General features: G+C 58.7%; 20 protein-coding genes and 1 tRNA gene. 8 read left to right on the forward strand and 13 right to left on the reverse strand.

The window, feature by feature from the left end:
- Nucleotides 1-332 (forward strand): hypothetical protein (locus ACR0L1_RS23155; protein ID WP_480861003.1); only part of this gene is annotated, 332 nt, incomplete at its 5' end.
- An 81-nt stretch (nt 333-413) separates the two neighbouring features.
- On the opposite strand, the gene ACR0L1_RS23160 is transcribed toward ACR0L1_RS23155, so the two are convergent.
- The 4 genes from ACR0L1_RS23160 to recA all read right to left on the reverse strand — a co-directional run bounded on the left by ACR0L1_RS23160 (nt 414) and on the right by recA (nt 5566).
- A complete protein-coding gene (locus tag ACR0L1_RS23160; protein ID WP_480861005.1) occupies nt 414-1037 on the reverse strand; it encodes a transglutaminase-like cysteine peptidase in 624 nt (207 codons plus the stop codon).
- Between the two features lie 364 nt (nt 1038-1401).
- On the reverse strand, nt 1402-1689 hold the full coding sequence (locus ACR0L1_RS23165) for a DUF1330 domain-containing protein (RefSeq protein WP_170769795.1): 288 nt from the start codon (nt 1687-1689) through the stop codon (nt 1402-1404).
- A gap of 1 nt (nt 1690) precedes the next feature.
- Complete coding sequence (alaS, locus tag ACR0L1_RS23170; RefSeq protein WP_480861006.1) at nt 1691-4360, reverse strand: alanine--tRNA ligase; 2670 nt, start codon at nt 4358-4360, stop codon at nt 1691-1693.
- A gap of 138 nt (nt 4361-4498) precedes the next feature.
- Nucleotides 4499-5566 carry a recombinase RecA gene (gene recA / locus ACR0L1_RS23175; protein ID WP_170354230.1) on the reverse strand — a complete coding sequence of 356 codons (1068 nt, stop codon included), beginning with the start codon at nt 5564-5566 and terminating at the stop codon, nt 4499-4501.
- Nucleotides 5567-5758: 192 nt separating this feature from the next.
- Here recA and ACR0L1_RS23180 point away from each other — a divergent pair, with 192 nt between their 5' ends.
- A complete protein-coding gene (locus ACR0L1_RS23180; protein WP_480861009.1) occupies nt 5759-6352 on the forward strand; it encodes a sulfotransferase family 2 domain-containing protein in 594 nt (197 codons plus the stop codon).
- Between the two features lie 5 nt (nt 6353-6357).
- Here ACR0L1_RS23180 and ACR0L1_RS23185 read toward each other — a convergent pair whose 3' ends face one another.
- From ACR0L1_RS23185 to guaB, 3 genes are all read right to left on the reverse strand, one after another.
- A complete protein-coding gene (locus ACR0L1_RS23185; protein WP_480861010.1) occupies nt 6358-8649 on the reverse strand; it encodes an ATP-binding protein in 2292 nt (763 codons plus the stop codon).
- A gap of 105 nt (nt 8650-8754) precedes the next feature.
- A complete protein-coding gene (locus ACR0L1_RS23190; RefSeq protein WP_480861011.1) occupies nt 8755-9912 on the reverse strand; it encodes an RsmB/NOP family class I SAM-dependent RNA methyltransferase in 1158 nt (385 codons plus the stop codon).
- Between the two features lie 73 nt (nt 9913-9985).
- Nucleotides 9986-11434: an IMP dehydrogenase gene (gene guaB / locus ACR0L1_RS23195; protein WP_170790858.1), complete on the reverse strand. Its 1449-nt coding sequence runs from the start codon at nt 11432-11434 to the stop codon at nt 9986-9988.
- A gap of 217 nt (nt 11435-11651) precedes the next feature.
- Here guaB and ACR0L1_RS23200 point away from each other — a divergent pair, with 217 nt between their 5' ends.
- Complete coding sequence (locus ACR0L1_RS23200; RefSeq protein ID WP_480861013.1) at nt 11652-13697, forward strand: ASKHA domain-containing protein; 2046 nt, start codon at nt 11652-11654, stop codon at nt 13695-13697.
- 24 nt (nt 13698-13721) lie between these two features.
- Entirely contained in the window at nt 13722-14579 is an 858-nt protein-coding gene (locus ACR0L1_RS23205; RefSeq protein ID WP_480861014.1) for a class I SAM-dependent methyltransferase, read from the forward strand.
- A gap of 11 nt (nt 14580-14590) precedes the next feature.
- Here ACR0L1_RS23205 and ACR0L1_RS23210 read toward each other — a convergent pair.
- The 4 genes from ACR0L1_RS23210 to ACR0L1_RS23225 all read right to left on the reverse strand — a co-directional run bounded on the left by ACR0L1_RS23210 (nt 14591) and on the right by ACR0L1_RS23225 (nt 17112).
- Nucleotides 14591-14664, reverse strand: a tRNA-Gly gene (locus ACR0L1_RS23210).
- A gap of 127 nt (nt 14665-14791) precedes the next feature.
- Nucleotides 14792-15853 carry a methyltetrahydrofolate cobalamin methyltransferase gene (locus ACR0L1_RS23215; RefSeq protein ID WP_480861016.1) on the reverse strand — a complete coding sequence of 354 codons (1062 nt, stop codon included), beginning with the start codon at nt 15851-15853 and terminating at the stop codon, nt 14792-14794.
- A 9-nt stretch (nt 15854-15862) separates the two neighbouring features.
- Nucleotides 15863-16789 (reverse strand): methylenetetrahydrofolate reductase, encoded by a 927-nt coding sequence (locus ACR0L1_RS23220; protein WP_480861018.1) that lies wholly within the window; start codon nt 16787-16789, stop codon nt 15863-15865.
- Nucleotides 16790-16815: 26 nt separating this feature from the next.
- On the reverse strand, nt 16816-17112 hold the full coding sequence (locus ACR0L1_RS23225; protein WP_170769805.1) for a virulence factor: 297 nt from the start codon (nt 17110-17112) through the stop codon (nt 16816-16818).
- A gap of 240 nt (nt 17113-17352) precedes the next feature.
- Here ACR0L1_RS23225 and ACR0L1_RS23230 point away from each other — a divergent pair, with 240 nt between their 5' ends.
- Nucleotides 17353-18465, forward strand: a complete 1113-nt coding sequence (locus tag ACR0L1_RS23230) for a Ppx/GppA phosphatase family protein (protein ID WP_170790851.1) — start codon at nt 17353-17355, stop codon at nt 18463-18465.
- A complete protein-coding gene (locus ACR0L1_RS23235) occupies nt 18465-19187 on the forward strand; it encodes an RlmE family RNA methyltransferase (protein ID WP_480861020.1) in 723 nt (240 codons plus the stop codon). The genes ACR0L1_RS23230 and ACR0L1_RS23235 overlap by 1 nt, the downstream gene beginning before the upstream one ends.
- On the opposite strand, the gene ACR0L1_RS23240 is transcribed toward ACR0L1_RS23235, so the two are convergent.
- Together ACR0L1_RS23240 and ACR0L1_RS23245 are read right to left on the reverse strand one after the other, a co-directional pair.
- Nucleotides 19184-19372: a hypothetical protein gene (locus ACR0L1_RS23240; RefSeq protein WP_170769808.1), complete on the reverse strand. Its 189-nt coding sequence runs from the start codon at nt 19370-19372 to the stop codon at nt 19184-19186. The genes ACR0L1_RS23235 and ACR0L1_RS23240 overlap by 4 nt on opposite strands.
- Before the next feature lie 108 nt (nt 19373-19480).
- Nucleotides 19481-20323, reverse strand: a complete 843-nt coding sequence (locus ACR0L1_RS23245; protein WP_480861022.1) for a YihY/virulence factor BrkB family protein — start codon at nt 20321-20323, stop codon at nt 19481-19483.
- 161 nt (nt 20324-20484) lie between these two features.
- On the opposite strand from ACR0L1_RS23245, the gene ACR0L1_RS23250 reads away from it, so the two are divergent.
- On the forward strand, nt 20485-21579 hold the full coding sequence (locus tag ACR0L1_RS23250) for an AI-2E family transporter (protein ID WP_480861024.1): 1095 nt from the start codon (nt 20485-20487) through the stop codon (nt 21577-21579).
- Nucleotides 21580-21582: 3 nt separating this feature from the next.
- The gene (locus tag ACR0L1_RS23255) at nt 21583-22689 is read left to right on the forward strand and encodes an acetoin utilization protein AcuC (RefSeq protein WP_480861026.1); all 1107 of its coding nucleotides are present in this window, start codon (nt 21583-21585) and stop codon (nt 22687-22689) included.
- The last annotated feature ends 54 nt before the right edge of the window (nt 22690-22743 follow it).

A 22743-nucleotide genomic window follows, 5' to 3' on the forward strand; every position in this document is an offset into this window, starting at 1 on the left:
GTGACGATGGCGACAACGGTGACGATGGCGACAACGGTGACGATGGCGACAACGGTGACGATGGCGACAACGGTGACGATGGCGACAACGGAGACGATGGCGACAACGGAGACGATGGCGACAACGGAGACGATGGCGACAACGGAGACGATGGCGACAACGGAGACGATGACGACAACGGCAATGGTAACGGCGGTGGAAACGGAAACGGGAACGGAAACGGGAACGGAAACGGCGGCAACAACGGTAACCAAGGCAACAACGGAGGCGGCAACGGCTCCGAGGGCGCAAGCCCTGGCCAAGGCAGCGGCGCCAATGACGACGAAAGCTGATCTGGGCCCGTTTGCCCAAAGACAGAGAGGCGACCAACCGGTCGCCTCTTTTTTCGTCCTGCGCTCTAATATCGGGTCACGCTAAGAACGCCCGTAGACTCCCACCCAACTGCTGGGTTTCCGGGGGTCTTGCATCCGCAAGAAGAAATAGCGGGTATCCGACCAGCGTTTGATCCGGTTGGTTAGATTGTCCAAAACCAAATCTCCTGATGCGGACCGATAGACCAGAACGGCATGCGCGTTTCTCTGTCTATCGAGCACTGTGGCGATCAAAAGCTTGCTGGGATCAATACCTGCTCGGATCAGATCACGTTTCTTCAGCAGGGCAAAATCCTCACAATCACCGCCAAGCGACGTCGGCAACGCCCAGCGTTCGCGCGTACGGTATTGCGACTGATCGGTCACTTCACGCGTCGTCGCATTTACGCGGCGGTTCACACGGCTCACAATCTGCATCTCTTGCTGGCTGGTCAGCACAACCGAGCGCTTGCTGGAACAGGCCCAAGTATATTGTCGACACAATTGTCGCGCACCAGAAGGTGGGGGAGACGAAACAGCGGTCTGGATAAAGCTGTTTTCTCGGGCTTCGGCCGGGGCGGGTGCAAAAAGTGCCCCGGATGCCAATGCAGCTAGGCCAACAGCCCGAGCCGTCGCGGGTACAAGGCGCCCAACAACGGTTCCGAGTTCACTGCCAAACGATTTCATGCCTGTCCCTCGATCCTGGTTCATCCAAGCGATTGCCGACAAACCGGACCGTATCCCCATTTCGGAAACTATCGGTAAACGGGCACGTCGACGCAATCTAAGGGAAAATTGACGGGGAAAAGAGGCGGAAATTCGTCACTCAATATGACCATTTCAGGCAAGAATTGCGGTGCTGCTGTCACAATTGTGGGGCGCGCGCTTTGTTCCGCCTCAACGGATAACAAATCAACTATTTGAAAATAAAAGATTCTCTGAAATCAAATTAATGACCCAATCGATACATAGCAAAACTTGTCCGACTGGGCCAAAATCCGCGCATCAAAGTGCTGTCACCCTTCACAGGTACACGACAGCAGGTGCGATTCTATTCGGTGATCTCAACAACCACCAATTCTCGCTCGCTTGCATCACGTGCGAAATCCAGCGCAGCCTGATATTCATCCGAGTTGTAACACTCGACCGCGGCCTCAAGCGATGGAAAGCGCGCGACCACATTGCGCGGGCGTTCTTTGCCTTCAAGTTGTACAAAGCGTGCCGCGCGCGCGATGAATGTTCCACCATGCTTGGCAATCGCCGGTCCGGCCAATTCTGCATATTTCCCATATGCTTCTGTGTCCGTCACCGTCACATGCGCAATCCAGAGAGCTGCCATATTATCCTCCCAAAACGTCTTCGGCCGCTTTGATCGCAGCCTCGGAATTTGTAGCGTCCTTACCACCACCTTGTGCCATGTCGGGGCGACCACCGCCGCCTTTGCCACCCAGTTCGGCCACCGCCGCGCGCACCAGATCCACGGCCGAGACCTTATCGGTAAGATCCGGGGTCACGCCGGCGGCCACCGCCGCCTTGCCGCCCGCATCCGCGATCAGCAGAACAGCGCCCGTGCCAAGACGGCTTTTGTGTTCGTCGATCAAAGCAGGAAGGTCTTTGCCAGACACGCCTGTAAGGGCCTGTGCCAGGAACGGCACACCGTTCACGTCCTTGGCCTCGGCACTGCCTTGCCCTGAACCGCCTGCCATCGCCAGATCACGCCTCAGTTGCGCCACTTCGTTCTGCAATGCCTTGCGCTCGTCCAGCAGGGATTTCACCCGGCCAACAACATCATCGGGCTGCGCTTTCAGCTCGAGCGCAACTTGCGCCAGACGGTGATCCTGCGCCGACAGATAGCGGAAGGCGGCATCCCCAGTCAGGGCCTCGATCCGACGCACACCGGCACTGCTGGCACTGTCGCCCAACACAACGAAAGTGCCAATATCTCCGGTCTGACGCACATGCGTACCGCCGCACAGCTCGATGGACCAGGTTTCACCGTCCTGACCTTTGCCAGTTGCCGCTTTGCCCATCGACACGACGCGCACTTCGTCACCATATTTCTCGCCAAACAGCGCCTGAGCGCCCAAGGCGCGCGCATCTTCCGGTGTCATGATCCGTGTTTCAACGGCCGAGTTCTGTCGGATGAAATCGTTCACCTCCCGCTCGACTTTCTGGATTTCGTCAAGAGCAAGCGCCTTAGGATGACTGAAATCGAACCGCAAACGATCCGCTGCGTTCAGAGACCCCCGCTGGGCCACATGATCGCCCAGCGTTTCGCGCAATGCCTCGTGCAGCAGGTGCGTGGCCGAGTGGTTCGCCCGGATTGCGCTGCGGCGGGTATGATCGACTTCAAGCTCGACCGCGTCGCCCTTGGACAGTTTACCCTGGCTGACCGTTACCTTATGCGCATAGACCTTGCCTTCAGCAAATTTGCGCGTGTCTTCGACTTTGGCAACGTCCTGCATGTTCTCTAGACGACGGATTTCACCGGTATCGCCGACCTGACCACCGGCCTCACCATAGAATGGGGTCTGGTTTACGATGACCCAGCCTGTGCCACCCTGTTCAATAGCTTCGACCAGCGCGCCATCCACGACCAGACCCGCAACCTGTCCTTCGGCCTTTTCGGTATCATAGCCCAGGAAATCCGTGGCCCCGGCACTGTCCAGCACATCAAACCAAACAGCCTGATCCGCGGCCTCACCCGAACCTGCCCAAGCAGCGCGTGCTTTGGCCTTTTGTTCGGCCATGGCCGCATCGAACCCGTCGGTATCCACGGTCCGGCCCTTTTCACGCAGCGCATCCTGCGTCAAGTCCAGCGGGAAGCCATAGGTGTCATAGAGCTTGAACGCCGCATCACCGGGCAGAGCCTCACCTTCGGGCAGTCCCGCGACCTCATCATCCAGCAGTTTCAGACCGCGATCGAGGGTCTGCTTGAACCGGGTTTCCTCCAGCAGCAGCGTTTCTTCGATCAGCGCCTGCGCCTGCCCCAGTTCTGTATATTGCGCACCCATAAGCTGCACCAGCGAGGGCACGAGGTGATGCATCACCGGGTCTTTTGCACCCAGCAAATGCGCATGGCGCATTGCACGGCGCATGATCCGGCGTAGAACGTAGCCGCGGCCGTCATTGCTGGGCATAACGCCATCGGCAATCAGGAACGAGGTCGACCGCAGGTGATCCGCAATCACGCGGTGATGCACGTTCTGATCGCCATAAGGATCCACACCGGTGGCATCGGCAGACGCTTCGATCAGCGTTTTGAACAGGTCCGTGTCATAGTTGTCATGGCTGCCCTGTAGCAGAGCGCCGATCCGCTCCAGCCCCATGCCAGTGTCGATGGACTGCATGTCCAGTTCCACCATCGAGCCGTCCTCAAACTGCTCATTCTGCATGAACACGATGTTCCAGATTTCGATGAAGCGGTCGCCGTCTTCCTCGGCCGAACCCGGAGGGCCGCCCCAGATGTGGTCGCCATGGTCATAGAAAATCTCGGTGCATGGACCACAGGGACCGGTCGGGCCCATCTGCCAGAAATTGTCATTGGTGGCGATGCGGATGATCCGGTCTTCGGGCACGCCGACCTTTTTCCAGATCTCGAATGCCTCATCGTCGGTGTGATAGACCGTGGTCAGCAGGCGGTTCTTGTCAATGCCGAATTCCTTGGTGATCAGCTCCCACGCGAAGGGGATCGCCTCATGCTTGAAATAGTCCCCGAACGAGAAATTCCCCAGCATCTCAAAGAATGTGTGGTGGCGCGCGGTGTAGCCCACATTGTCCAGATCGTTGTGTTTGCCACCTGCGCGCACACATTTCTGCGCAGTGGTCGCCCGGCTGTAGTCGCGCGTCTCAAGCCCGGTGAACAGGTTCTTGAACTGCACCATGCCCGAGTTCACGAACATCAGGGTCGGGTCATTGCGCGGCACGAGCGGGCTTGAAGCCACAACCTCATGCCCCTGTTTGGCGAAATAGTTCAGAAAGGTCGATCGGATATCGTTCAGCGTGGGCATAAGGCTCTCTCAGCGCGCAATCATCTTGTTCGAAAACGGGTTTATCGCTGTCCCTGCGGATAGTCCACAGGGGAGGCCACGCAAACGAAACAAGGCGGCCCCAATGGACCGCCCCGCGTTCACATTTCCGGGATGCCGTCAGGCTTCGAGAATATCGTCATCCTCAGTGGCACCGGGCGGCATGTCGAAGTCCAACCCATGCGCGGCGCGGATCTTGTCCTCAATCTCCAACGCCGAGCGACTGTTATCGCGCAGATATTGTTTGGCATTCTCACGCCCCTGCCCGATCCTCTCGTCCCCGTAGCTGAACCAAGAGCCCGACTTCTCAACCACACCGGCTTTAACGCCCAGATCCAGCAGCTCGCCCATCTTGCTGATGCCTTCGCCATACATGATGTCGAATTCCACCTGCTTGAACGGCGGGGCCACCTTGTTTTTTACAACTTTGACGCGGGTCTGGTTGCCGACAACCTCATCGCGGTCCTTAATCGCGCCGATACGCCGAATGTCCAAACGCACCGAGCTGTAGAATTTCAGCGCGTTGCCCCCAGTGGTCGTCTCCGGGCTGCCAAACATGACGCCGATTTTCATCCGAATCTGGTTAATGAAGATCACCATACAATTCGAACGGCTGATCGAGCCGGTCAGCTTGCGCATCGCCTGGCTCATCAGACGGGCCTGCACGCCGACATTGCTGTCGCCCATGTCGCCCTCCAGCTCAGATTTCGGCGTCAGCGCCGCGACCGAGTCGACCACAACCATATTCACCGCACCCGAGCGCACCAGAGTATCAGTGATCTCAAGCGCCTGCTCGCCCGTGTCGGGCTGCGAGATCAGCAACTCATCCAGATCGACACCCAGCTTTCGAGCATATTGCGGGTCCAACGCGTGTTCCGCGTCAACGAACGCACAGACACCGCCGCGCTTTTGCTGTTCTGCAATACAATGCAGCGTCAGCGTGGTCTTGCCCGAACTTTCTGGCCCGTAAATCTCAACAATTCGGCCCATCGGCAGACCGCCAATCCCCAGCGCGATATCCAGACCCAGCGATCCGGTCGAGCTGGCCTCGATATCCTGTTTGGAATCCTCGCCCAGCTTCATGATCGAGCCCTTGCCGAACTGCCGTTCAATCTGGGCCAGCGCGCTGTCGAGCGCCTTTTGCTTGTCTGCGTTTTTCTTGTCGCTCATCGTCAGAAGATCCGCCATTGTCCTGTCGCCTTCTCTTGTGTCACACCCTTGAACGGGCGGCAATCACTGCTTTGTTCGCCTCTTGTTCCTTATGAGACCAAAAAGAGAACATTTCAACTAAAACTTACAGAACTTACCTTTCGGCAATTGTGTTAAAGAGTCGTTTACGCCAATCTGCAAAAAAGAATTAACTCTGACAGGGACGATTAAATGCTTGTTTTCTATAAGGAACGTCTTGCATTTCTGTCCGTCCCCAAAACCGGCAGCACCGCTTACCACAGCGCTTTGCGGGACCGGGCGGATATCGTTGTCACAGGACCGCCCGACCTGAAACATGCTCCGGTCCGGCGCTATGACCGTTTCTTTCAGAACATTTTCAAAAAAATGCACGACACAGAGATGGAGATCATGGCCGTGGTCCGCGAACCGATCGACTGGCTGGGCAGTTGGTATCGATTCCGCAGCCGTCCCGAGCGGCTGAATCACCCTCATTCAACCCATGATCTCAGCTTTGACGACTATGTTCAGGCCTATTTGCAATCCCCGCGTCCGGAATATGCGGATGTCGGCAGCCAGAGCCAGTTCTTCCGCACCCGCAGCAACGGATTCGGGGCGACGCACGTCTTCAAATATGAACATCAGGACAAAATCCTGAGCTTCCTACAATCCCGTCTGAATATGGAGATCACACTACCGCGCGAGAATGTCTCTCCCCTCCGTGACTTGACGCTAAGCGCCGAAACCGAGCGCAAATTCCGGCGCAAACATGCGGCCGAGTTCGCGTGTCACGACGCGGCCCTCTGACTGTTTCAGTTCAATTGCTGGAACACCGCTTCGGTCAGTTCGTTCAAGGAAAACGGCTTCGGCAGGAAAGCCGAATGCGCAAGCTCGGGACCCGAGTCGCCAAATGCCCCTTCGGTATATCCTGACATGAAAATGACGCGGACATCTGGACGGTCTTTCATCGCCTGACGCACCCAGGTTGGGCCATCCATGCCCGGCATCACCACGTCGGTGACGAAGAGATCGACATTCAGGGCCCCGTCTTCCAGCAGATGCAGCGCCTCTTCCGCCGAATCTGCTTCCAAAACAGTATAGCCCTTCAGGCGCAGCGCGCGGGTTGCAAAGGCGCGCACCGGTGCTTCATCCTCGACCAACAGAACTACGCCTTCACCCTGACGCGCAGCTTGTGTTTGCGGTGCCTGCACGGCGGGTTCTTCGACACGTTCGGATGCGGCTGAGACCGGCAGATAAACCGTAAACTCGGTTCCCCGGCCCAAAACGCTGTCAACAAAGATGAAACCGCCGGTCTGTTTCACAATACCGTAGACCGTTGACAGGCCTAGCCCCGTCCCCTCGCCCGTACGTTTAGTTGTGTAGAAAGGCTCGAACACTTTTTGCAGCTTGTCCGCCGGAATACCCGTACCACTATCGATCACCTTGACGGTGACATACTCCCCCGGTTGCACTGTAGCGCGATCGCGGCGCAGAGGCTCAGTCAGCGACACCACTTCAGTCTCGATCCGCACCTCGCCACCTTCGGGCATGGCGTCGCGGGCATTCACGACTAAGTTCATGAACACTTGTTCCAACTGCCGCTTGTCGGCGCGCACCGGTTTCAGCACTGGATCATGGCTGAGGATCAGGCGGATTTTCTCACCCACCAGCCGGTTCAATAGATGGATCAGGTCCGAGATCGTGTCCCGCAAGTCCAACACCTCGGGCTGCAAGGTCTGCTTGCGCGAAAAGGCCAGCAACTGACTGACCAGAGCTGCCGCCCTGTTGGCATTCTGGTTAATCTGCACCAGATCACCATAGTTAGGATCATTCTGATCATGCCTCAGCAGCAACAGGTCGCAATGCCCCGAAATCGCCGTCAGCAGGTTGTTGAAATCATGCGCCACGCCCCCGGCCAACTGACCGACGGCCTGCATCTTTTGGCCCTGCACGAATTGTGCCTCAAGCGTCTTGAGTTCGGTGGCATCGTTCAGAACCGCGATCAAGCAGACCTCGCCGTTATCTACCACGCGGCTCAGCGTCACCTGCACGAACATCTCTTTGTCCTGCCTTGGCAAGCGCAGAAACTCCGAACTTGGCGGGCTGTCTTCGGCCGCTGCGCGGGCCAGCCAATCCAAGATGGGATAGCCGAGCCCCTGCATAATCTGGACAACATTTGTCTGGCCTGGAACGATCTCGCCAACAAGTTTCACGGCCAGCCGGTTGGCGTCCAGAATTTCTCCGTTAGGCGACAGACACATGATGGCAACCGGAAGGTCAGCAAACGGAGCCTCAGTTCGAGGAGTGTTTGAAGTGTCCACTGGAACCAGAGCCAAGTCGACGACCGATCCCGATTTGGACAGTTCCTTAGTGACCACGGAAACCGAACCATCCTTGGTGTCAATCGAGACGATTTTACCATCCTCAGGCGGCTCACTGGAAAGGAGCTGTTTAGCTGTTTCCGGTGTCTGACCCATAAGATGTTTCGCCATCCTGTTGGAACGTATCACTGCTCCGTTGCGTCCAAGCGTCACTACCGGGACCGAAACGTCTTCCCAGTGACCCGGCGCTTCCAGATGAAACCGCCAGCAAAACAAGTCATTGTTCACCCCAAACACCGATATCGGAACGGTTGAACCGACGGAAACAACCTCTTCTCGCGCTTTGCCGTGGATTTCGGCCATTGCCTGAAGGCGCAGTAAAATCGCCGCCGGATTAGCAAAAATGGCCGTAAGGCACTTATCAATTCGCGTGCCTGGCGTTGCATGAAACCGTTCACGTGCGGCGGTGTTTGCGGTCAGAATGACGCCATCTGCATTGGCGGTGATGCAGGGAAACAGGTATTGTTCCGCAAATGCTGCCATCACCCCCGCGGATTTCCTCGTGGCCCAATCCATGATGCCACCGCGTGCCGCAACCAGCGCACCTGCCGCTAAAAGCGAGATTCCCGCAACGATAACCCCCCCACCCCAGCCGCCCGGCAACACGCCTGCCAAGGGGGCTATGGCGACCAGAACTCCAACAACAGCCAACAGAGTCAGCCGCGCCACTGCCGGAGTTTTGCGAAAGGCGAGGTCGGAAAAAACATCTGTGGTTTCTGACATAAACAACTCTGGTCTTGGGGCGTTCGCGCAAGTGAGCCCAAAATAGGTTAATGTCCGCTTAATGAAATTCGGACATTCTCCTCTGGGTTGTTATTTCGCGACCACTTATCGCGTCAAGTGTGCCGCAAAGAACCCATCCGTTCCGTGGGACGCCAGCCACAGTTTGCGAAAACTCTCGAACCAGTCAGGATGGGCGGACGTAAATTTATCCACTACAGCACCGTTTTCCTGGTTCAGCATCGAGCATGTTGCATAAGCCAGCACACCGCCCGCACCGACCAAGGCCGACGTGTCTGACAGAATTCGGGATTGAAGCGCCGTCAACTCAATCAGCCGTTGCGCGTCCAACGCCCATTTCCCCGCCGGTGCCCGCCGCCATGATCCACTGCCGGAACAGGGCGCATCGACCAGCACAATGTCGAAAGGCGCTTGGGACGCCACCTCATCGGTTGCCAGCATCTTGATCCGCGCACCGGCCCGCTCGGCGCGCGCGGGCAGATCGCGCATCCGTTCGGGGTTTACGTCATGGGCAAAAACCTCGACCCCGGAATGGGCCGCCAAAGCCAGAGATTTCCCCCCGCCGCCAGCGCAATAGTCCAGAACGCGCAAACCTGGTCGCAAATCCAGTGCTGCCACAACGGCCTGACTTGCCGCATCCTGCAATTCGACCACACCTTCGGAATAAGCGCGGCTTTGCGCAATCTTGCGCGCGCCCTCCCCAATCTCCAGCGCGGTGTTACATGCCGGGTGTTCTCGCGCCGCAATCCCTTCGGTCGCCAAAGCGGCAATGGCACCTGCCCGATCCGACTTGGACAGGTTGAGCCGCACGTGAACCGGTGCCCGGTTTTGTAGTGCCTGAGCAACCGCCACTGCCTCATCTCCCAGAGACGTTTGAAACATGGGCCACAACCAGTCGGGGATGTCATAGCGCTCGGCATCCGACGCGAAATCGCGACCCGCTTCGTCATCGGTCAGCGCATCTGGCGCATAACCCTGACCCGTGAACGTTTCAGCCAAATCCGCCCCAACGGCACGCAACGCGCCGATCATCAGGCCACGCCCGGTTTCAGCCCCGCCCAACGCGGCATAAGATCGCTTGCAGCGCAGTGCCTGAAATACGTGATCCCGTATCGCTGCCCGATCCTTCGACCCCGCAAACCGGCTGCGCCGCGCCCAGCCCGTCAACGCTTTTTCAACCGGAACACCCAAAAGTATCTGATCAAGGATCTCGATCGAGGCCTGTATGCGGGCTGCTGGGATCATGGGTCTGTCCGATAAGGTGGCTGGAATGCAAAACGGCGCCCAAACCGAGCGCCGTTCTGCAATGGTTTAGGTTTTACATCACCCGGTAGTTCGGGCTTTCGCGCGTGATCTGCACGTCATGCACGTGGCTTTCTTTCAGCCCTGCGCCTGTGATCTTTACGAAATTGCAGTTTCTACGCATCTCTTCCACGGTGGCACAGCCGGTATATCCCATGGCCGCGCGCAGACCGCCGACCAGTTGATGCACCACCGCGCTAGCAGATCCCTTATAAGGCACCTGCCCCTCGATCCCTTCAGGAACCAGCTTGTCGTTGGCGGCATCCTTCTGGAAATAGCGATCGGCCGAGCCGCGCGCCATCGCGCCCAAGCTGCCCATGCCACGATAGGATTTGAACGAACGGCCCTGATACAGAATGACCTCACCAGGGCTTTCATCGGTGCCCGCAATCATCGAACCGACCATGGCGCAGGACGCCCCCGCGGCAATCGCCTTGGCGAAATCACCCGAGAACTTGATGCCGCCATCGGCGATCACCGGCACGTCCCCGGCAGCCCCTGCGCAATCCATGATCGCCGTCAGCTGAGGCACACCCACACCGGCCACCATCCGCGTGGTACAGATCGAGCCCGGCCCGATCCCAACCTTGATCGCATCCGCACCCGCATCAATCAGCGCCTTGGTCGCGTCGCCGGTCGCGACGTTGCCCGCGATGATCTGAACTTCGTTCGACAGGGTCTTCACCCGCTTCACCGCGTCCAACACACCTTGCGAATGGCCATGCGCGGTGTCCACAACGATGATGTCGACGCCGGAATCCACCAATTGCTCGGACCGCTCAAAACCTGCGTCCCCGACCGAAGTCGCCGCTGCAACACGCAGGCGGCCCAGACGGTCCTTGCAGGCTGTGGGGTTAAGCACTGCTTGTTCGGTATCTTTCAGGGTTAGCAGGCCGGTCAGCTTGCCTGCGCCATCTACGACCAGCAACTTTTCGATCCGGCGCGCCTTCATCAGACTTTTGGCTTCTTCCAGATCAGCCGGCTCCTGAAGCATTGCCAGATTGTCGGTGGTCATCATCGCGTGGATCGGCGTGTCGTCCGAGGTCGCAAAGCGCATGTCACGGTTGGTTACAATACCCACGACGCGACCATCAGGATCGACCACAGGGAAGCCGGTGAAGTTGTACCGCTCGACTAGCGCCTGCGCGTCGGCCAGCGTCTGATCAGCGCGCAATGTCACGGGGTTATAAACGATGCCGGATTCGAACCGCTTGACCCGGCGCACTTCGCGGGCCTGTTCCTCGGTCGTCAGGTTCTTGTGGATCACACCGATCCCACCGGCCTGCGCCATAGCAATCGCCATTCGCGCCTCGGTCACCGTGTCCATCGCCGAGCTGAGCAGCGGAATGTTCATGGTAATCTCACGCGTCACACGCGTGGTCGTATCCGCCGTCGCGGGCAGCACAGAAGATGCGCCCGGAACCAGAAGTACGTCGTCAAAGGTGAGTGCCTCACGAATCTGCATCTGCTAACCCCATGCAAAACCCCGTTTGACGGCGACCCTATGACATGGATTGAACCCAAGGGAAAGCCCCTGATCTGAACTAGTTTTCTCCTGCGGGACATTGCCGCGGCAAAAAACGACGCAACCGGCGACAAACGTGCCGCTGATTGGCCTTTCCCTTTGCGCACAAACCCATATCTTCCCCGGCATACGCGCGAATACAAAAGGCAGGCCAGATATGACCACCGACCCCCTTGTCGTCTTTACCCCCTCGGGCAAACGCGGGCATTTCCCCGTCGGCACCCCGGTTCTGACCGTCGCCCGGCAGTTGGGCGTCGATCTGGACTCGGTCTGCGGCGGGCGTGGGATTTGCTCGAAATGTCAGATCTCGCCCAGCTATGGCGAGTTTCCCAAGCACGGTGTCACCGTATCCGAGGACGCGCTGAGCGAATGGAATGCGGTTGAACAACGCTATGACGACAAACGCGGGCTCAAGCCTGGCCGCCGTCTGGGCTGTCAGGCGACGGTTCAGGGCGATATCGTGATCGACGTGCCGCCTGAGTCTCAGGTCCATCGTCAGGTCGTCCGCAAAGCGGCTGCCGCACGCGCCATCACCATGGACCCGGCGACGCGGCTGTATTTCGTGGTGGTCGAGGAACCCGACATGCACTCGCCCACCGGCGATCTGGAGCGGTTGGAACGCGCCCTGCGCCAGCAGTGGAACATTGAGGCCGTCACCACCGATCTGTCGCTGATGGCCAAGTTGCAACCGGTGCTGCGCAAAGGCAAATGGGAGGTCACTGTAGCCGTCCACAAAGGCCACAAGGATGAGGTCGCCAAGGTGGTCGAAATTTGGCCCGGCCTGCATGAACAAGGGCTGTACGGTCTGGCCATCGACCTTGGCTCAACCACCGTCGCCGCCCACCTGACCGATCTGGAAACCGGTGAGGTCAAGGCCTCGTCTGGCCTGATGAACCCGCAGATCCGCTTTGGTGAAGACCTGATGAGCCGCGTGTCCTACGCCATGATGAACCCCGGTGGTGATCAGGAAATGACCCGCGCGGTGCGCGAGGCGATCAACGATCTGACTATCTCCATCGCCGAGGAGGCCGGGATCGACACCGCGCTGATCGTGGAGACGGTTTTCGTCTGCAACCCGGTCATGCACCACCTGCTGCTGGGTCTGGATCCGGTCGAGCTTGGGCAGGCCCCCTTCGCGTTGGCCACATCCGAGAGCATGTCCTTGCCCGCACGTGAGATGGATCTGACCAAGATGAACCCGCGCGCGCAGGTTTATATCCTACCTTGTATTGCGGGACATGTGGGCGCCGACTGTGCCGCCGTTGCGCTCTCCGAGGAACCCGGCAAGTCCGAAGACCTCGTGTTGATCGTCGATGTGGGCACCAATGCCGAAATCCTGCTGGGCAACACCACACGCGTGCTGGCCTGTTCCTCACCCACCGGCCCCGCGTTCGAGGGCGCGCAGATCAGTTCCGGCCAGCGCGCCGCTCCGGGAGCGATTGAGCGCATCGAAATTGATCCCGTCACCAAGGAACCCCGCTTCCGCATCATCGGGTCTGACAAGTGGTCCGATGAGGACGGGTTCGATCTTGATATCGCCACCACCGGGATCACCGGCATCTGTGGCTCGGGCATTATCGAGGCTGTTGCCGAAATGCGTATCGCCGGGCTACTGGATGAAAGCGGCCTGATTGGCTCGGCCGAACAAACAGGCACCGCACGCTGCATCCCCGAAGGCCGCACCCACGCCTATCTGATCCACGATGCCAGCGCCGAGGGCGGCCCGCGTATCACCGTGACCCAAGGTGACATCCGCGCCATCCAGCTGGCGAAATCGGCACTCTATGCCGGTGCGCGCCTGCTGATGGATGAGATGGAGGTCGACACCGTTGACCGCGTGGTTCTGGCCGGGGCGTTCGGTGCCCATATCTCGACCAAACACGCGATGGTTCTGGGCATGATCCCAGACGCGCCGCTGGACAAGGTTTCCAGCGCGGGCAACGCGGCTGGCACCGGTGCCCGGATCGCCTTGTGCAACATCGGATCGCGCAAGGAAATCGAGCGCGTTGTGCGCGAGATCACCAAGGTCGAAACCGCCATCGAGCCAAAGTTTCAGGAACATTTCGTTGCCGCCAACGCGATCCCGCACAAAACCGACCCGTTCCCAGAACTGGCGCAGGTGGTCACCCTGCCCGCGCCGTCCTTCAACACCGGCGGCGGGGATGACGAAAAATCTGGCCGTCGTCGCCGCCGCAGGTCATAGTCGGATCAAACGACGGAGGCCCCAATGCACACACCGAACGAAGAACAGGCTGAGTATTGGGGCAAGTCGCCGTCGGGCGTGAAATGGCTGACATACGAGGATCAGTTGGATCACGTATTCACCCCAGTGCTGGACCTTGTTCTAAGCCGCGCCAATATTGTCGAAGGTATGCGGGTATTGGACATCGGATGTGGCACCGGCGTCAGTTCGCTTGCAGCGGCGAAGCGTGTCGGCGGTTCGGGTCATGTCCAAAGCGCAGACATTTCGCAGGCCTTTCTGGACCGCGCCCAGGAGCGCGCACGCGCTGAAAACCTGACAAATATGAGTTTTCTTTACGCTGACGCCCAGACACAGGCTTTTTTGGAATGCGAGTTCGATGCTGCGATTTCGAGGTTCGGGGTCATGTTCTTTCAGGACTCGGTTGCAGCATTCCGCAATATCGCAAGCGCGCTGAAACCCGGTGGACAGATGACTTTTGCCGCATGGGGGCCACTTGCAGGCAATCCTTGGTTCAAGATTCCTCACGTCTCTGCCACGGCGCGGCTGGGCAATCCGCCCAAATATGGCCGATTTGCCCCCGGACCGCTTGCCTTTCACGATCTGGACTATGTCGCCGGGATGATGAACGACGCTGGACTGACCGACATCAAGGCAGACCCCGTGCCATTGTCCTTGCCTGGTTTCAACGGTGTGCCGGGCACCGCTGCGCTGTGTACGCAAGTTGGACCGGCGGCCCGTGTGATCGGCCATTTCAATGGAACCGACGAGGATGTAGCGGCCATTGAAGCCGACGTTGCCAAAAACCTTGAGCAATTCGACACCGAAAACGGCATCGAAATCCCGGCAATCATCAACCTGTTTCAGGCGCGCCGGGCCGCGTGATCTGGGAAAACTGGAGCGGGTAGCGGGAATCGAACCCGCGCGTTCAGCTTGGGAAGCTGACAGGCTACCATTACATCATACCCGCCGCGGGGTTGGGGATAGCATTGCCGCTTTCCCAAACACAAGTCGCAACCTTCACCAAAGGACAAGAAAATCCAGAACAAAAAAGGCCGGGCAGTTGGCCCGGCCTTCTGTTCTTTCTTGCCGACGGATCAGGCGCGACGACGACGGCCACCGCCGCGACGACCGCCTGCAGCACCGGCTGCTGCGGCTTCTTCAGGTGATTTGTTGAACTTGATCCATGCCCCGCCATGGGGGTCATTGTTGGTCAGCAGGTTAGCGGCGCGGATAGCCTCCATTTCCTTGCCGGCACGCGGCTGGGTCGAGCCCAGACCGAACAGTTGGCAGAAAGTCTCATCATCCATATCCGTAGGCAGAATGATACCTTTGGCTTCTACTTCGGCCTTCTTTTCAGCCAGCTTCTTGGGGCCAACGGGCAGCGCGACCGGGTTCATGATCGCAGAGGTCATGCCTGCGCCCATCGCCATCGGCAGGAAGGCGTTGTTGATGCCGTGGCGGTTCGGCAGGCCGAACGAGATATTGGACGCGCCGCAAGTGGTATTCACGCCCAGCTCTTCACGCAAACGACGGACCAGCGCAAAAACCTGCTGGCCAGCGGTTGCCATCGCGCCGATGGGCATGACCAGCGGGTCAACCACGATGTCATGCGCCGGAATGCCGAAATCGGCTGCACGTTCCACGATCTTCTTGGCCACGTCGAACCGTACATCGGGGTCTTCGGAAATCCCGGTATCGTCATTCGAGATCGCCACAACCGGCACGTTGTATTTTTTGACCAGCGGCAGAACCAGCTCCAGGCGCTCTTCTTCACCGGTGACCGAGTTCAGCAGTGGACGGCCTTCAGCCGCCTCAAGACCGGCTTCCAGAGCACCAGGAACCGAGCTGTCGATGCACAGCGGTACGTCGACCAGACCCTGCACCAACTCGACGATCTTGGTCATCAGCGGCGGCTCGGTCTCGTTCGGGTTGGGGTTCGAGTTGTAGACAACACCCGCGTTGATATCCAGAACGGTCGCGCCTGCCGCAACCTGTGCCAGCGCGTCTTTCTCAACAGTCGAGAAATCGCCCGCTTCCAGTTCCGCAGCCAGTTTCTTGCGGCCCGTGGGGTTGATCCGTTCACCGATCACGCAGAACGGTTCGTCAAAGCCCAGAACGGCGGTTTTTGTTTTTGATTCGACGACAGTACGGGTCATGTCCGTTCCTTAGGAGTTTGCAGGCTTTGCCGAAGCGCCGCCGTTGTTGATGGCCCAGGTGGCGTTGGTTTTGATACCGCCAAGTGGGAAGAAATGCACGTTGGTGATGTTGAAGTCCGGGTTGGCGGCCTTGTGGTTGGCCAACTCAGTCAGAACATCGGTGGGCTCGTAGGGCAGCAGCAGCTTGGACACGTCCATAGCACGCTTTTGCAGAACCTTCAGCGAGGGGCCAACACCGCAGGCGATGGCGAATTTGATCAGGGTCTGCAGCTTGGCCGGACCCGCGATACCGATATGGATCGGCAAATCGATCCCTGCCTCTTTCAGGCTGTCGGCCCAAGCGATGATCGGTTTGGCGTCAAAGGCGAACTGAGTGGCCAACGCCATTTCGGCGTCGGTGGTTTCGCTGAATTTCTGTTTCCAGCGCAGCGCGTCTTCCACGTTCTTGGTCGAACCGTCCGGGTCAATATCCTTATTGCCCTCGGGGTGGCCTGCCACGTGCAGACGCTTGAAGCCTGCCTTGTCGAACAGACCGGTCTCCATCAGCTGCATCGAGCTGTAGAAATCGCCATGGGGTTTCTCGACACCACCGGCCAGCAGAAGCGCCTGCTCAACGCCCGCTTCGCCCTGATACATCGAAATCCAGTTTTCCAGCGTCCCGGCGTCCTTGATGATCCGCGCGGGGAAGTGCGGCATCACCGGATAGCCCTCAGCAGCGATGCGCTTGGCGGTCTTGACCATGTCCTCGATGGGCGTGCCCTCGATATGGGCGATGTAGACGCGAGTGCCTTCAGGCAGCAGCGCGCGGAAATCTTCGACCTTTTCGGCGGTGCGCGGCATCACCTCGATCGAATAGCCCTGCAAAAAGGCTTCGACGGTCGGGTTCACAGGGCCGTTTTCGGCGGCATCACGTTTTTTGAAGTTCAGCAAAGCCATAGCGGCCTCCCATATAGATTTCGGGCTCATGCCCAACCGTCATTTGCGATCAGAGCTTTGATACGGTCCTGATCATATTCCGCTTCCAGACGCGCTGCTTCGGCTTCGGCGATCTCCGAGGGCTCGCCCTCGACCGCGAAAGGATCTGCTTTGCGCCATTCGGCCAGATAGGCATCGCTGTCCTTGGCATTCACCTTCATCGCCGCTCGGTCGATGGCTTGTTCGAACCGCTCCTCCAACTGCCGCTTGGCACCTCGACGGCCTTTGCCGACGATGACTTGAGCAGGGATGTCGCGCCAGTAAACGATGGTGACGTCAGGCATCGCGTATGATTCCTCCTAACCAGATGGACCGGTTCTAAACATCTATATGGTCGCAGGTCGGTCGGTTTTCGACACAAGGCGCATTTCAAACGACGTTTTGCCTACGACGGGATACCGGGGTTGTAACGAATTCGGCATCAAACGCGCATATCAAAATCCTCATCACAATAATGAGCGTCTTGCGCGACAAGAACGCGCGACCTATGGTCGGGGTAACTCGAAAATCGGAGGGCGTTGAAGATGGCGCCCAAGCGTCCCAAAGGTGCGGGCGCGTTCCCGAAGGCGGTCGAAAGCCCCGCGCCGGCAAGGCCCGATCCCGATGCGCTGTATGCGGCGCTGGATCTGGGTACAAATAGTTGTCGCATGTTGATTGCCCAGCCCAAGGGCAGCGGCTTTCATGTGGTCGACAGTTTCTCGAAATCCGTGCAGTTGGGTGCGGGGCTCGAACGGACCGGACGGCTGTCTCGGTCCTCGATGGCGCGCACCATTCAGGCTTTGCGCATCTGCCAGCAGAAGCTGAAACGCAATAAAGTCAAACGGATGCGCCTTGTCGCGACCGAGGCCTGCCGCCGCGCCAAGAACGCGCGTGATTTCATCCGTCAGGTTAAGCGCGAAACCGGCCTGACGCTTGAGATCATCCAGCCTGAGGAAGAGGCACGCCTGGCCGTGATCTCATGCGCGCCGCTCGTGTCGACCAAGACCGAGCAGTTGCTGGTGGTCGATATCGGCGGCGGCTCGACCGAATTGGTGTGGATCGATATCTCATCCATTGCGCGCCGTGACCGGCCTGCCGCGATCATGCGGTTGCACCATGGGTTTCACCCGGCCGAAAGCCCGTTCCCTGCGGCCAAGGTGGTGGATTGGATCAGCGTTCCGCTGGGTGTGGCAACGCTGCGTGATCAGTTCAACGATGTTGAGGACGATTCAGCCCGCTTTGCTCTGATGAGCTGGTTTTTTGAAGAGAACCTCGCCGATTTTGCGCCTTACAAGGACGAACAGGCCCGCGAAGGGTTCCAGATCGTTGGCACCAGCGGGACGGTTACGACCGTGGCTGCCTCACATCTGGGGTTGAAGCGCTATGACCGGACCAAGGTAGACGGTTTGCGCATGACCAGCGATCAGATTGACAAAGTGATACGAGGGTATCTAGAACTCGGCCCTCAGGGTCGACGCCGGGACCCGCGCATTGGCGACGACCGGCAGGCCCTGATCATGTCCGGCTCGGCCATTTTGCAGGCCCTCTTGCGCTGCTGGCCCACCGACCGCCTTTCCGTGGCGGACCGGGGGCTGCGTGAAGGACTGCTTTATGCGCAGATGAGCGCGGACGGCGTATTGGAAGACGGACCGTTCTGATGGCGAAGACACCAACAGGAAAAAACAACTCGGGTCGCGGGCAACGCGACCTGAAGGTTAAGGTCAAGACGGCGCGTGGGCGTAAACTCAGCTCGACGCGCTGGCTGGAACGGCAATTGAACGACCCCTATGTTAAACGCGCACAGGCCGAGGGGTACCGAGGGCGTGCAGCATTCAAAATATTGGAACTGGACGATAAATTCCGCTTTCTGGTTCCCGGTGCACGCGTCGTTGATCTGGGCTGCGCGCCCGGAGGTTGGTTGCAGGTGGCTGTCAAAAGAGTGAACGCGCTTGGCGAGAAAAGCGGCAAGCGGATCGGCACCGTACTGGGCGTTGATCTGCAGGAGGTCGAACCCGTCGCGGGCGCAACCGCGCATGTGCTGGACTTCATGGAAGACGATGCCGACGAGAAGGTCAAAGAGTGGTTGGGCGGCAAGGCTGATGTGGTGATGTCGGACATGGCCGCTGCCTCATCCGGGCACAAGCAAACCGACCATTTGCGCATCATGGCACTGTGTGAAACTGCCGCTTACTTCGCCTTTGATGTGCTGGAAGAAGGCGGCACATTTGTCGCGAAGGTTCTGGCCGGAGGGGCCGAGGGCGATTTGCAAAAGCTGCTTAAGCAGAAATTCACCAAGGTCGCCAACGTGAAACCGCCTGCCTCGCGGTCCGACAGTTCGGAAAAATTCGTTGTGGCGACAGGGTTTCGCGGCGAGACTTAATCTTCCATCGACAGGAAGTCTCCTGCCAGAACCTGCTGGCGCAACGATGCGGTAGCAATCCCTTGCATCAAAAGCGCGTCCCCATGGTTGAGGTATTCCGGCTTGCGGGTCCGCAAATCTTCGATCCGCTGTGCCAGCGACAGCGGGCGTTGCAGTTGCGACGTGTGAACCGGTTTATCTGACATTGGGCACCTTTTAACACAGACGGGTTTGACCTTGTCTGTACCGATACACGCAGAGTTTGCCGGGAAAATGACCCAAACAAGGCAGCACAGCGCCGGGATGTGGTGAAGCTAGTCCGCCGCCTCGCCCAGATCCATCAACGCCCCGTTGAACTCGGCCCCCAAAATTAGCATGGCCGCGCAGAGGTACAGGAAAATCAGTGCCGCCATCACTCCGGCCAGCCCCGCATAGGTCGCGTTGTACGAGGCGAACTGCCCGATATAGATCGAGAAGCCCCACCCGCCCGCCGCCCAGAGCGCAAGCGTCAACGCCACGCCGGGCAGGATTTGCGTCAGCTTGTGGCGCCGCGTCGGCAGCAGAAGATGGGCCAGCATCACAAGCCCCGCTGGGACCGCCACTGTAAAGGTCCAGCGCAGCCGATCCACGGACAGCCAATTGGACACGTTCACATCCGTTTTTTCGGACACAAGCCTTGTATATACTGGCAAGACAACCTCGACTGCAGCAATCGCAAGAACGGTCGCTCCTCCGGCAATCACAAGTCCAAGACAGTAAAGGCGGGTTTTCCAAAACGGCCAACTGTCTTGATCATGATAAGCCTGATTCATCGCCGCCCGCACTGCCATCACCCCGTTCGAGGCGAAAAACACTGCCAACAGCCCCCCCAGCGTGATTACGCTGGAGTTCGAAGCCTGCAAAACTGCTCTCAGCTCGGCCACGATCGGATCGGCGACATCTTTGGGCCAGGCGCCGAAAATCAGCTCGATCAACTCATTGGTGACATAGTCTTGCGACAGTGTCCCCGCCAAGGCAACTGTGAACAGGACGAAGGGAAACAGGGCCAGCATCAGGGACATGGCAACATGGCTGCTCATGACCATTCCGTTTTTGGCACTGAACCGGCCAAAGGCCAGCCATAGCGCCTGAAGGGGTCGTTTTGCGGAAGGAATCATATTGGCGCTCATGTCCAAATCTTAACGCGGCGCGCCGGATCACAGAACCGTCAAAACCCGATTCAACGCAAATTAATACTCCCAAACGCTTGCGCGCATTGCATAATCCTGCTCGGCTGTGCAGGATCAGAGCAGTAAATCGGCTTCTCAAGACAGCTAGAATGGCAACAGACAAAACGATGCCTTTGGATCAGGAACGACATGTGACACGACCGCGACTGCGCCTGTCGGTCGTGCGTGACACCGCGATAGTCGCCACGCTGGTGGTGCTGGGCCTTTATGCTGGGTCCGCCTTTCTGATCCCGCTGACCATGGCCTTGCTGATCAACGTTCTAATCATCGCGGTCAGCGATCGTGTCATCTCCATCACGCGCGTGCCGGTCTGGGTTGCCAACATCGCCGGTGTTATCGTTGTTTTGGCCGGTTTGTTCATGATCATGTATATTCTGGGCAGTCAGGCGACACAGTTTGCCCGCTCGATCAACACCTACGAAGATCAATTCGACAGCGCCGTGAACCGGATCGCGGGGCTGGTGGGCAATGACGTTACAAGCTTTATCCGTGACAATCTGATCAGCATCGACATGTCCTATGTCGCGCGCGTAATGCTGGGCAGCGCTACCTCGTTGCTGAATCAGTTCTTTCTGATCAGCCTTTATGTTGCGTTCCTGATGGCCGAGCGGTTGGCGTTTCGCAAGAAAATACAACTGGTTGCGGGGAACCCTCAAACCGGAGCAGACTTCGCGGCGGTGCTGGATGCCATTTCGTTTAGTCTGCAACGGTATGTGGGGGTAAAGACATTTATCAGCCTGGTCACGGCCGGGATCAGCTATTCGATCTTCCGTGTTCTCGGGCTGGAATATGCCGAGACCTGGGCCGTCCTGACCTTCGCGCTGAATTTCATCCCCTCGATCGGCTCGATCATTGCGGTCATTTTCCCGGCCATGATCGCGCTGGTTCAATTTGAAAGCATCGGTCCGTTCCTGATCATCGTGCTGGGGTGCGGCACCATCCAATTCCTCATCGGCAATTTTGTGGACCCTGCCATGCTGGGGCGATCGCTGAACATGTCGACCTTCCTTGTCATTCTGGCGCTGACCTTCTGGACCACGGTCTGGGGCATGATTGGTGCGTTCCTCAGCGTGCCGCTGACCGTCTGCATTCTCATCGTGTTCAGCCATATCCCAGCACTCAGGCCGATTGCGATCATGATGTCGCTGGATGGAAGCTTGGGCGAAGACCCGCGCGCAGGGTGAACCATGCAGCCTGTGTTCATCGGGTCCGAGATCTATCGGAACTCTACCTACGGCACACAGCATCCGCTGGCGATTCCGCGTGTGTCGACGGTCATCGACCTGTGTCGCGCGCAAGGCTGGCTGAACCAGCAGAACTACCGTGTCAGTCCTTGCGCAAAACCCTCTGCCCTGCACGCATTTCATACGCCGGACTACATCACCGCGCTGCAACAGGCCGAGGCCGAGCAGGCCGTCTCGAATGACACCCGCAGCCGATACGGGCTGGGAACTTTGTCCAACCCTGTTTTTGCCGAGATGTACCGCCGTCCCGCCACCGCCGCCGGAGGGTCGATGCTGGGTGCCGAACTTCTGCGCGAGGGCGGCATCGTTTTCAGCCCCGCAGGCGGCACGCATCATGGGCTTGCGGACCGCGCCAACGGGTTTTGCTATCTGAACGATCCGGTTCTGGCGATACTGACCTTGTTGAAATCCGGGCTGGATCGAATCGTCTACGTGGATATTGACGCCCATCACTGCGACGGGGTTGAAAGCGCATTTGCAGGGTCGGCCAAAATCCGCATGATCTCGGTCCACGAAACGCGCCGCTGGCCCTTTACCGGCGCTTTGACGGACACGGCTGGCGGTGCCGCCTTCAATCTGCCCGTCGAACGCGGGCTGAATGATGATGAGTTCTATACGATCCTCGACCAGTTGATCCTGCCCGCCACAACGTCGTTCCGACCTCAGGCCATTGTGCTGCAATGCGGGGCCGATGCAGTGGCCGAGGACCCTCTGTCGCGCCTAACCCTGTCCAACAACGCCCATTGGCGCACCGTGGCGGCCCTGCGCGGCTTGGCGCCACGCCTGCTGGTGTTGGGTGGCGGCGGATACAACCCGTGGTCAGTCGCCCGACTTTGGACAGGTGTTTGGGCGGTGCTGAACGGGACCGAGATCCCGGACCGGCTGAACAACACCTCGCAAAGCACTTTGCGCGGCCTGCGCTGGAACAGGGCTGCGGGCAAGCGGCCACCTCTGCATTGGTTTGAAACGCTGCGCGACCGCCCGAATTCAGGCGAGGTTCGGGACACCTTGCGGGCCGACCTCGCGCAATTGGCGGCTCGGTTGCCTTAATCTCAGCACGCGTATAGCCCCGGATCGCAAACGGGGATACACTGGGGCAAATAA

This window comes from Ruegeria sp. J8 (assembly GCF_056531925.1).

Coding starts and splice junctions, on each gene's coding strand:
- ACR0L1_RS23160 (WP_480861005.1), bottom strand. CDS start 1,037: ATGAAATCGTTTGGCAGTGAACTCGGAACCGTTGTTGGGCGCCTTGTA.
- ACR0L1_RS23165 (WP_170769795.1), bottom strand. CDS start 1,689: ATGGCAGCTCTCTGGATTGCGCATGTGACGGTGACGGACACAGAAGCA.
- alaS (WP_480861006.1), bottom strand. CDS start 4,360: ATGCCCACGCTGAACGATATCCGATCGACCTTTCTGAACTATTTCGCC.
- recA (WP_170354230.1), bottom strand. CDS start 5,566: ATGGCGGATCTTCTGACGATGAGCGACAAGAAAAACGCAGACAAGCAA.
- ACR0L1_RS23180 (WP_480861009.1), top strand. CDS start 5,759: ATGCTTGTTTTCTATAAGGAACGTCTTGCATTTCTGTCCGTCCCCAAA.
- ACR0L1_RS23185 (WP_480861010.1), bottom strand. CDS start 8,649: ATGTCAGAAACCACAGATGTTTTTTCCGACCTCGCCTTTCGCAAAACT.
- ACR0L1_RS23190 (WP_480861011.1), bottom strand. CDS start 9,912: ATGATCCCAGCAGCCCGCATACAGGCCTCGATCGAGATCCTTGATCAG.
- guaB (WP_170790858.1), bottom strand. CDS start 11,434: ATGCAGATTCGTGAGGCACTCACCTTTGACGACGTACTTCTGGTTCCG.
- ACR0L1_RS23200 (WP_480861013.1), top strand. CDS start 11,652: ATGACCACCGACCCCCTTGTCGTCTTTACCCCCTCGGGCAAACGCGGG.
- ACR0L1_RS23205 (WP_480861014.1), top strand. CDS start 13,722: ATGCACACACCGAACGAAGAACAGGCTGAGTATTGGGGCAAGTCGCCG.
- ACR0L1_RS23215 (WP_480861016.1), bottom strand. CDS start 15,853: ATGACCCGTACTGTCGTCGAATCAAAAACAAAAACCGCCGTTCTGGGC.
- ACR0L1_RS23220 (WP_480861018.1), bottom strand. CDS start 16,789: ATGGCTTTGCTGAACTTCAAAAAACGTGATGCCGCCGAAAACGGCCCT.
- ACR0L1_RS23225 (WP_170769805.1), bottom strand. CDS start 17,112: ATGCCTGACGTCACCATCGTTTACTGGCGCGACATCCCTGCTCAAGTC.
- ACR0L1_RS23230 (WP_170790851.1), top strand. CDS start 17,353: ATGGCGCCCAAGCGTCCCAAAGGTGCGGGCGCGTTCCCGAAGGCGGTC.
- ACR0L1_RS23235 (WP_480861020.1), top strand. CDS start 18,465: ATGGCGAAGACACCAACAGGAAAAAACAACTCGGGTCGCGGGCAACGC.
- ACR0L1_RS23240 (WP_170769808.1), bottom strand. CDS start 19,372: ATGTCAGATAAACCGGTTCACACGTCGCAACTGCAACGCCCGCTGTCG.
- ACR0L1_RS23245 (WP_480861022.1), bottom strand. CDS start 20,323: ATGATTCCTTCCGCAAAACGACCCCTTCAGGCGCTATGGCTGGCCTTT.
- ACR0L1_RS23250 (WP_480861024.1), top strand. CDS start 20,485: ATGGCAACAGACAAAACGATGCCTTTGGATCAGGAACGACATGTGACA.
- ACR0L1_RS23255 (WP_480861026.1), top strand. CDS start 21,583: ATGCAGCCTGTGTTCATCGGGTCCGAGATCTATCGGAACTCTACCTAC.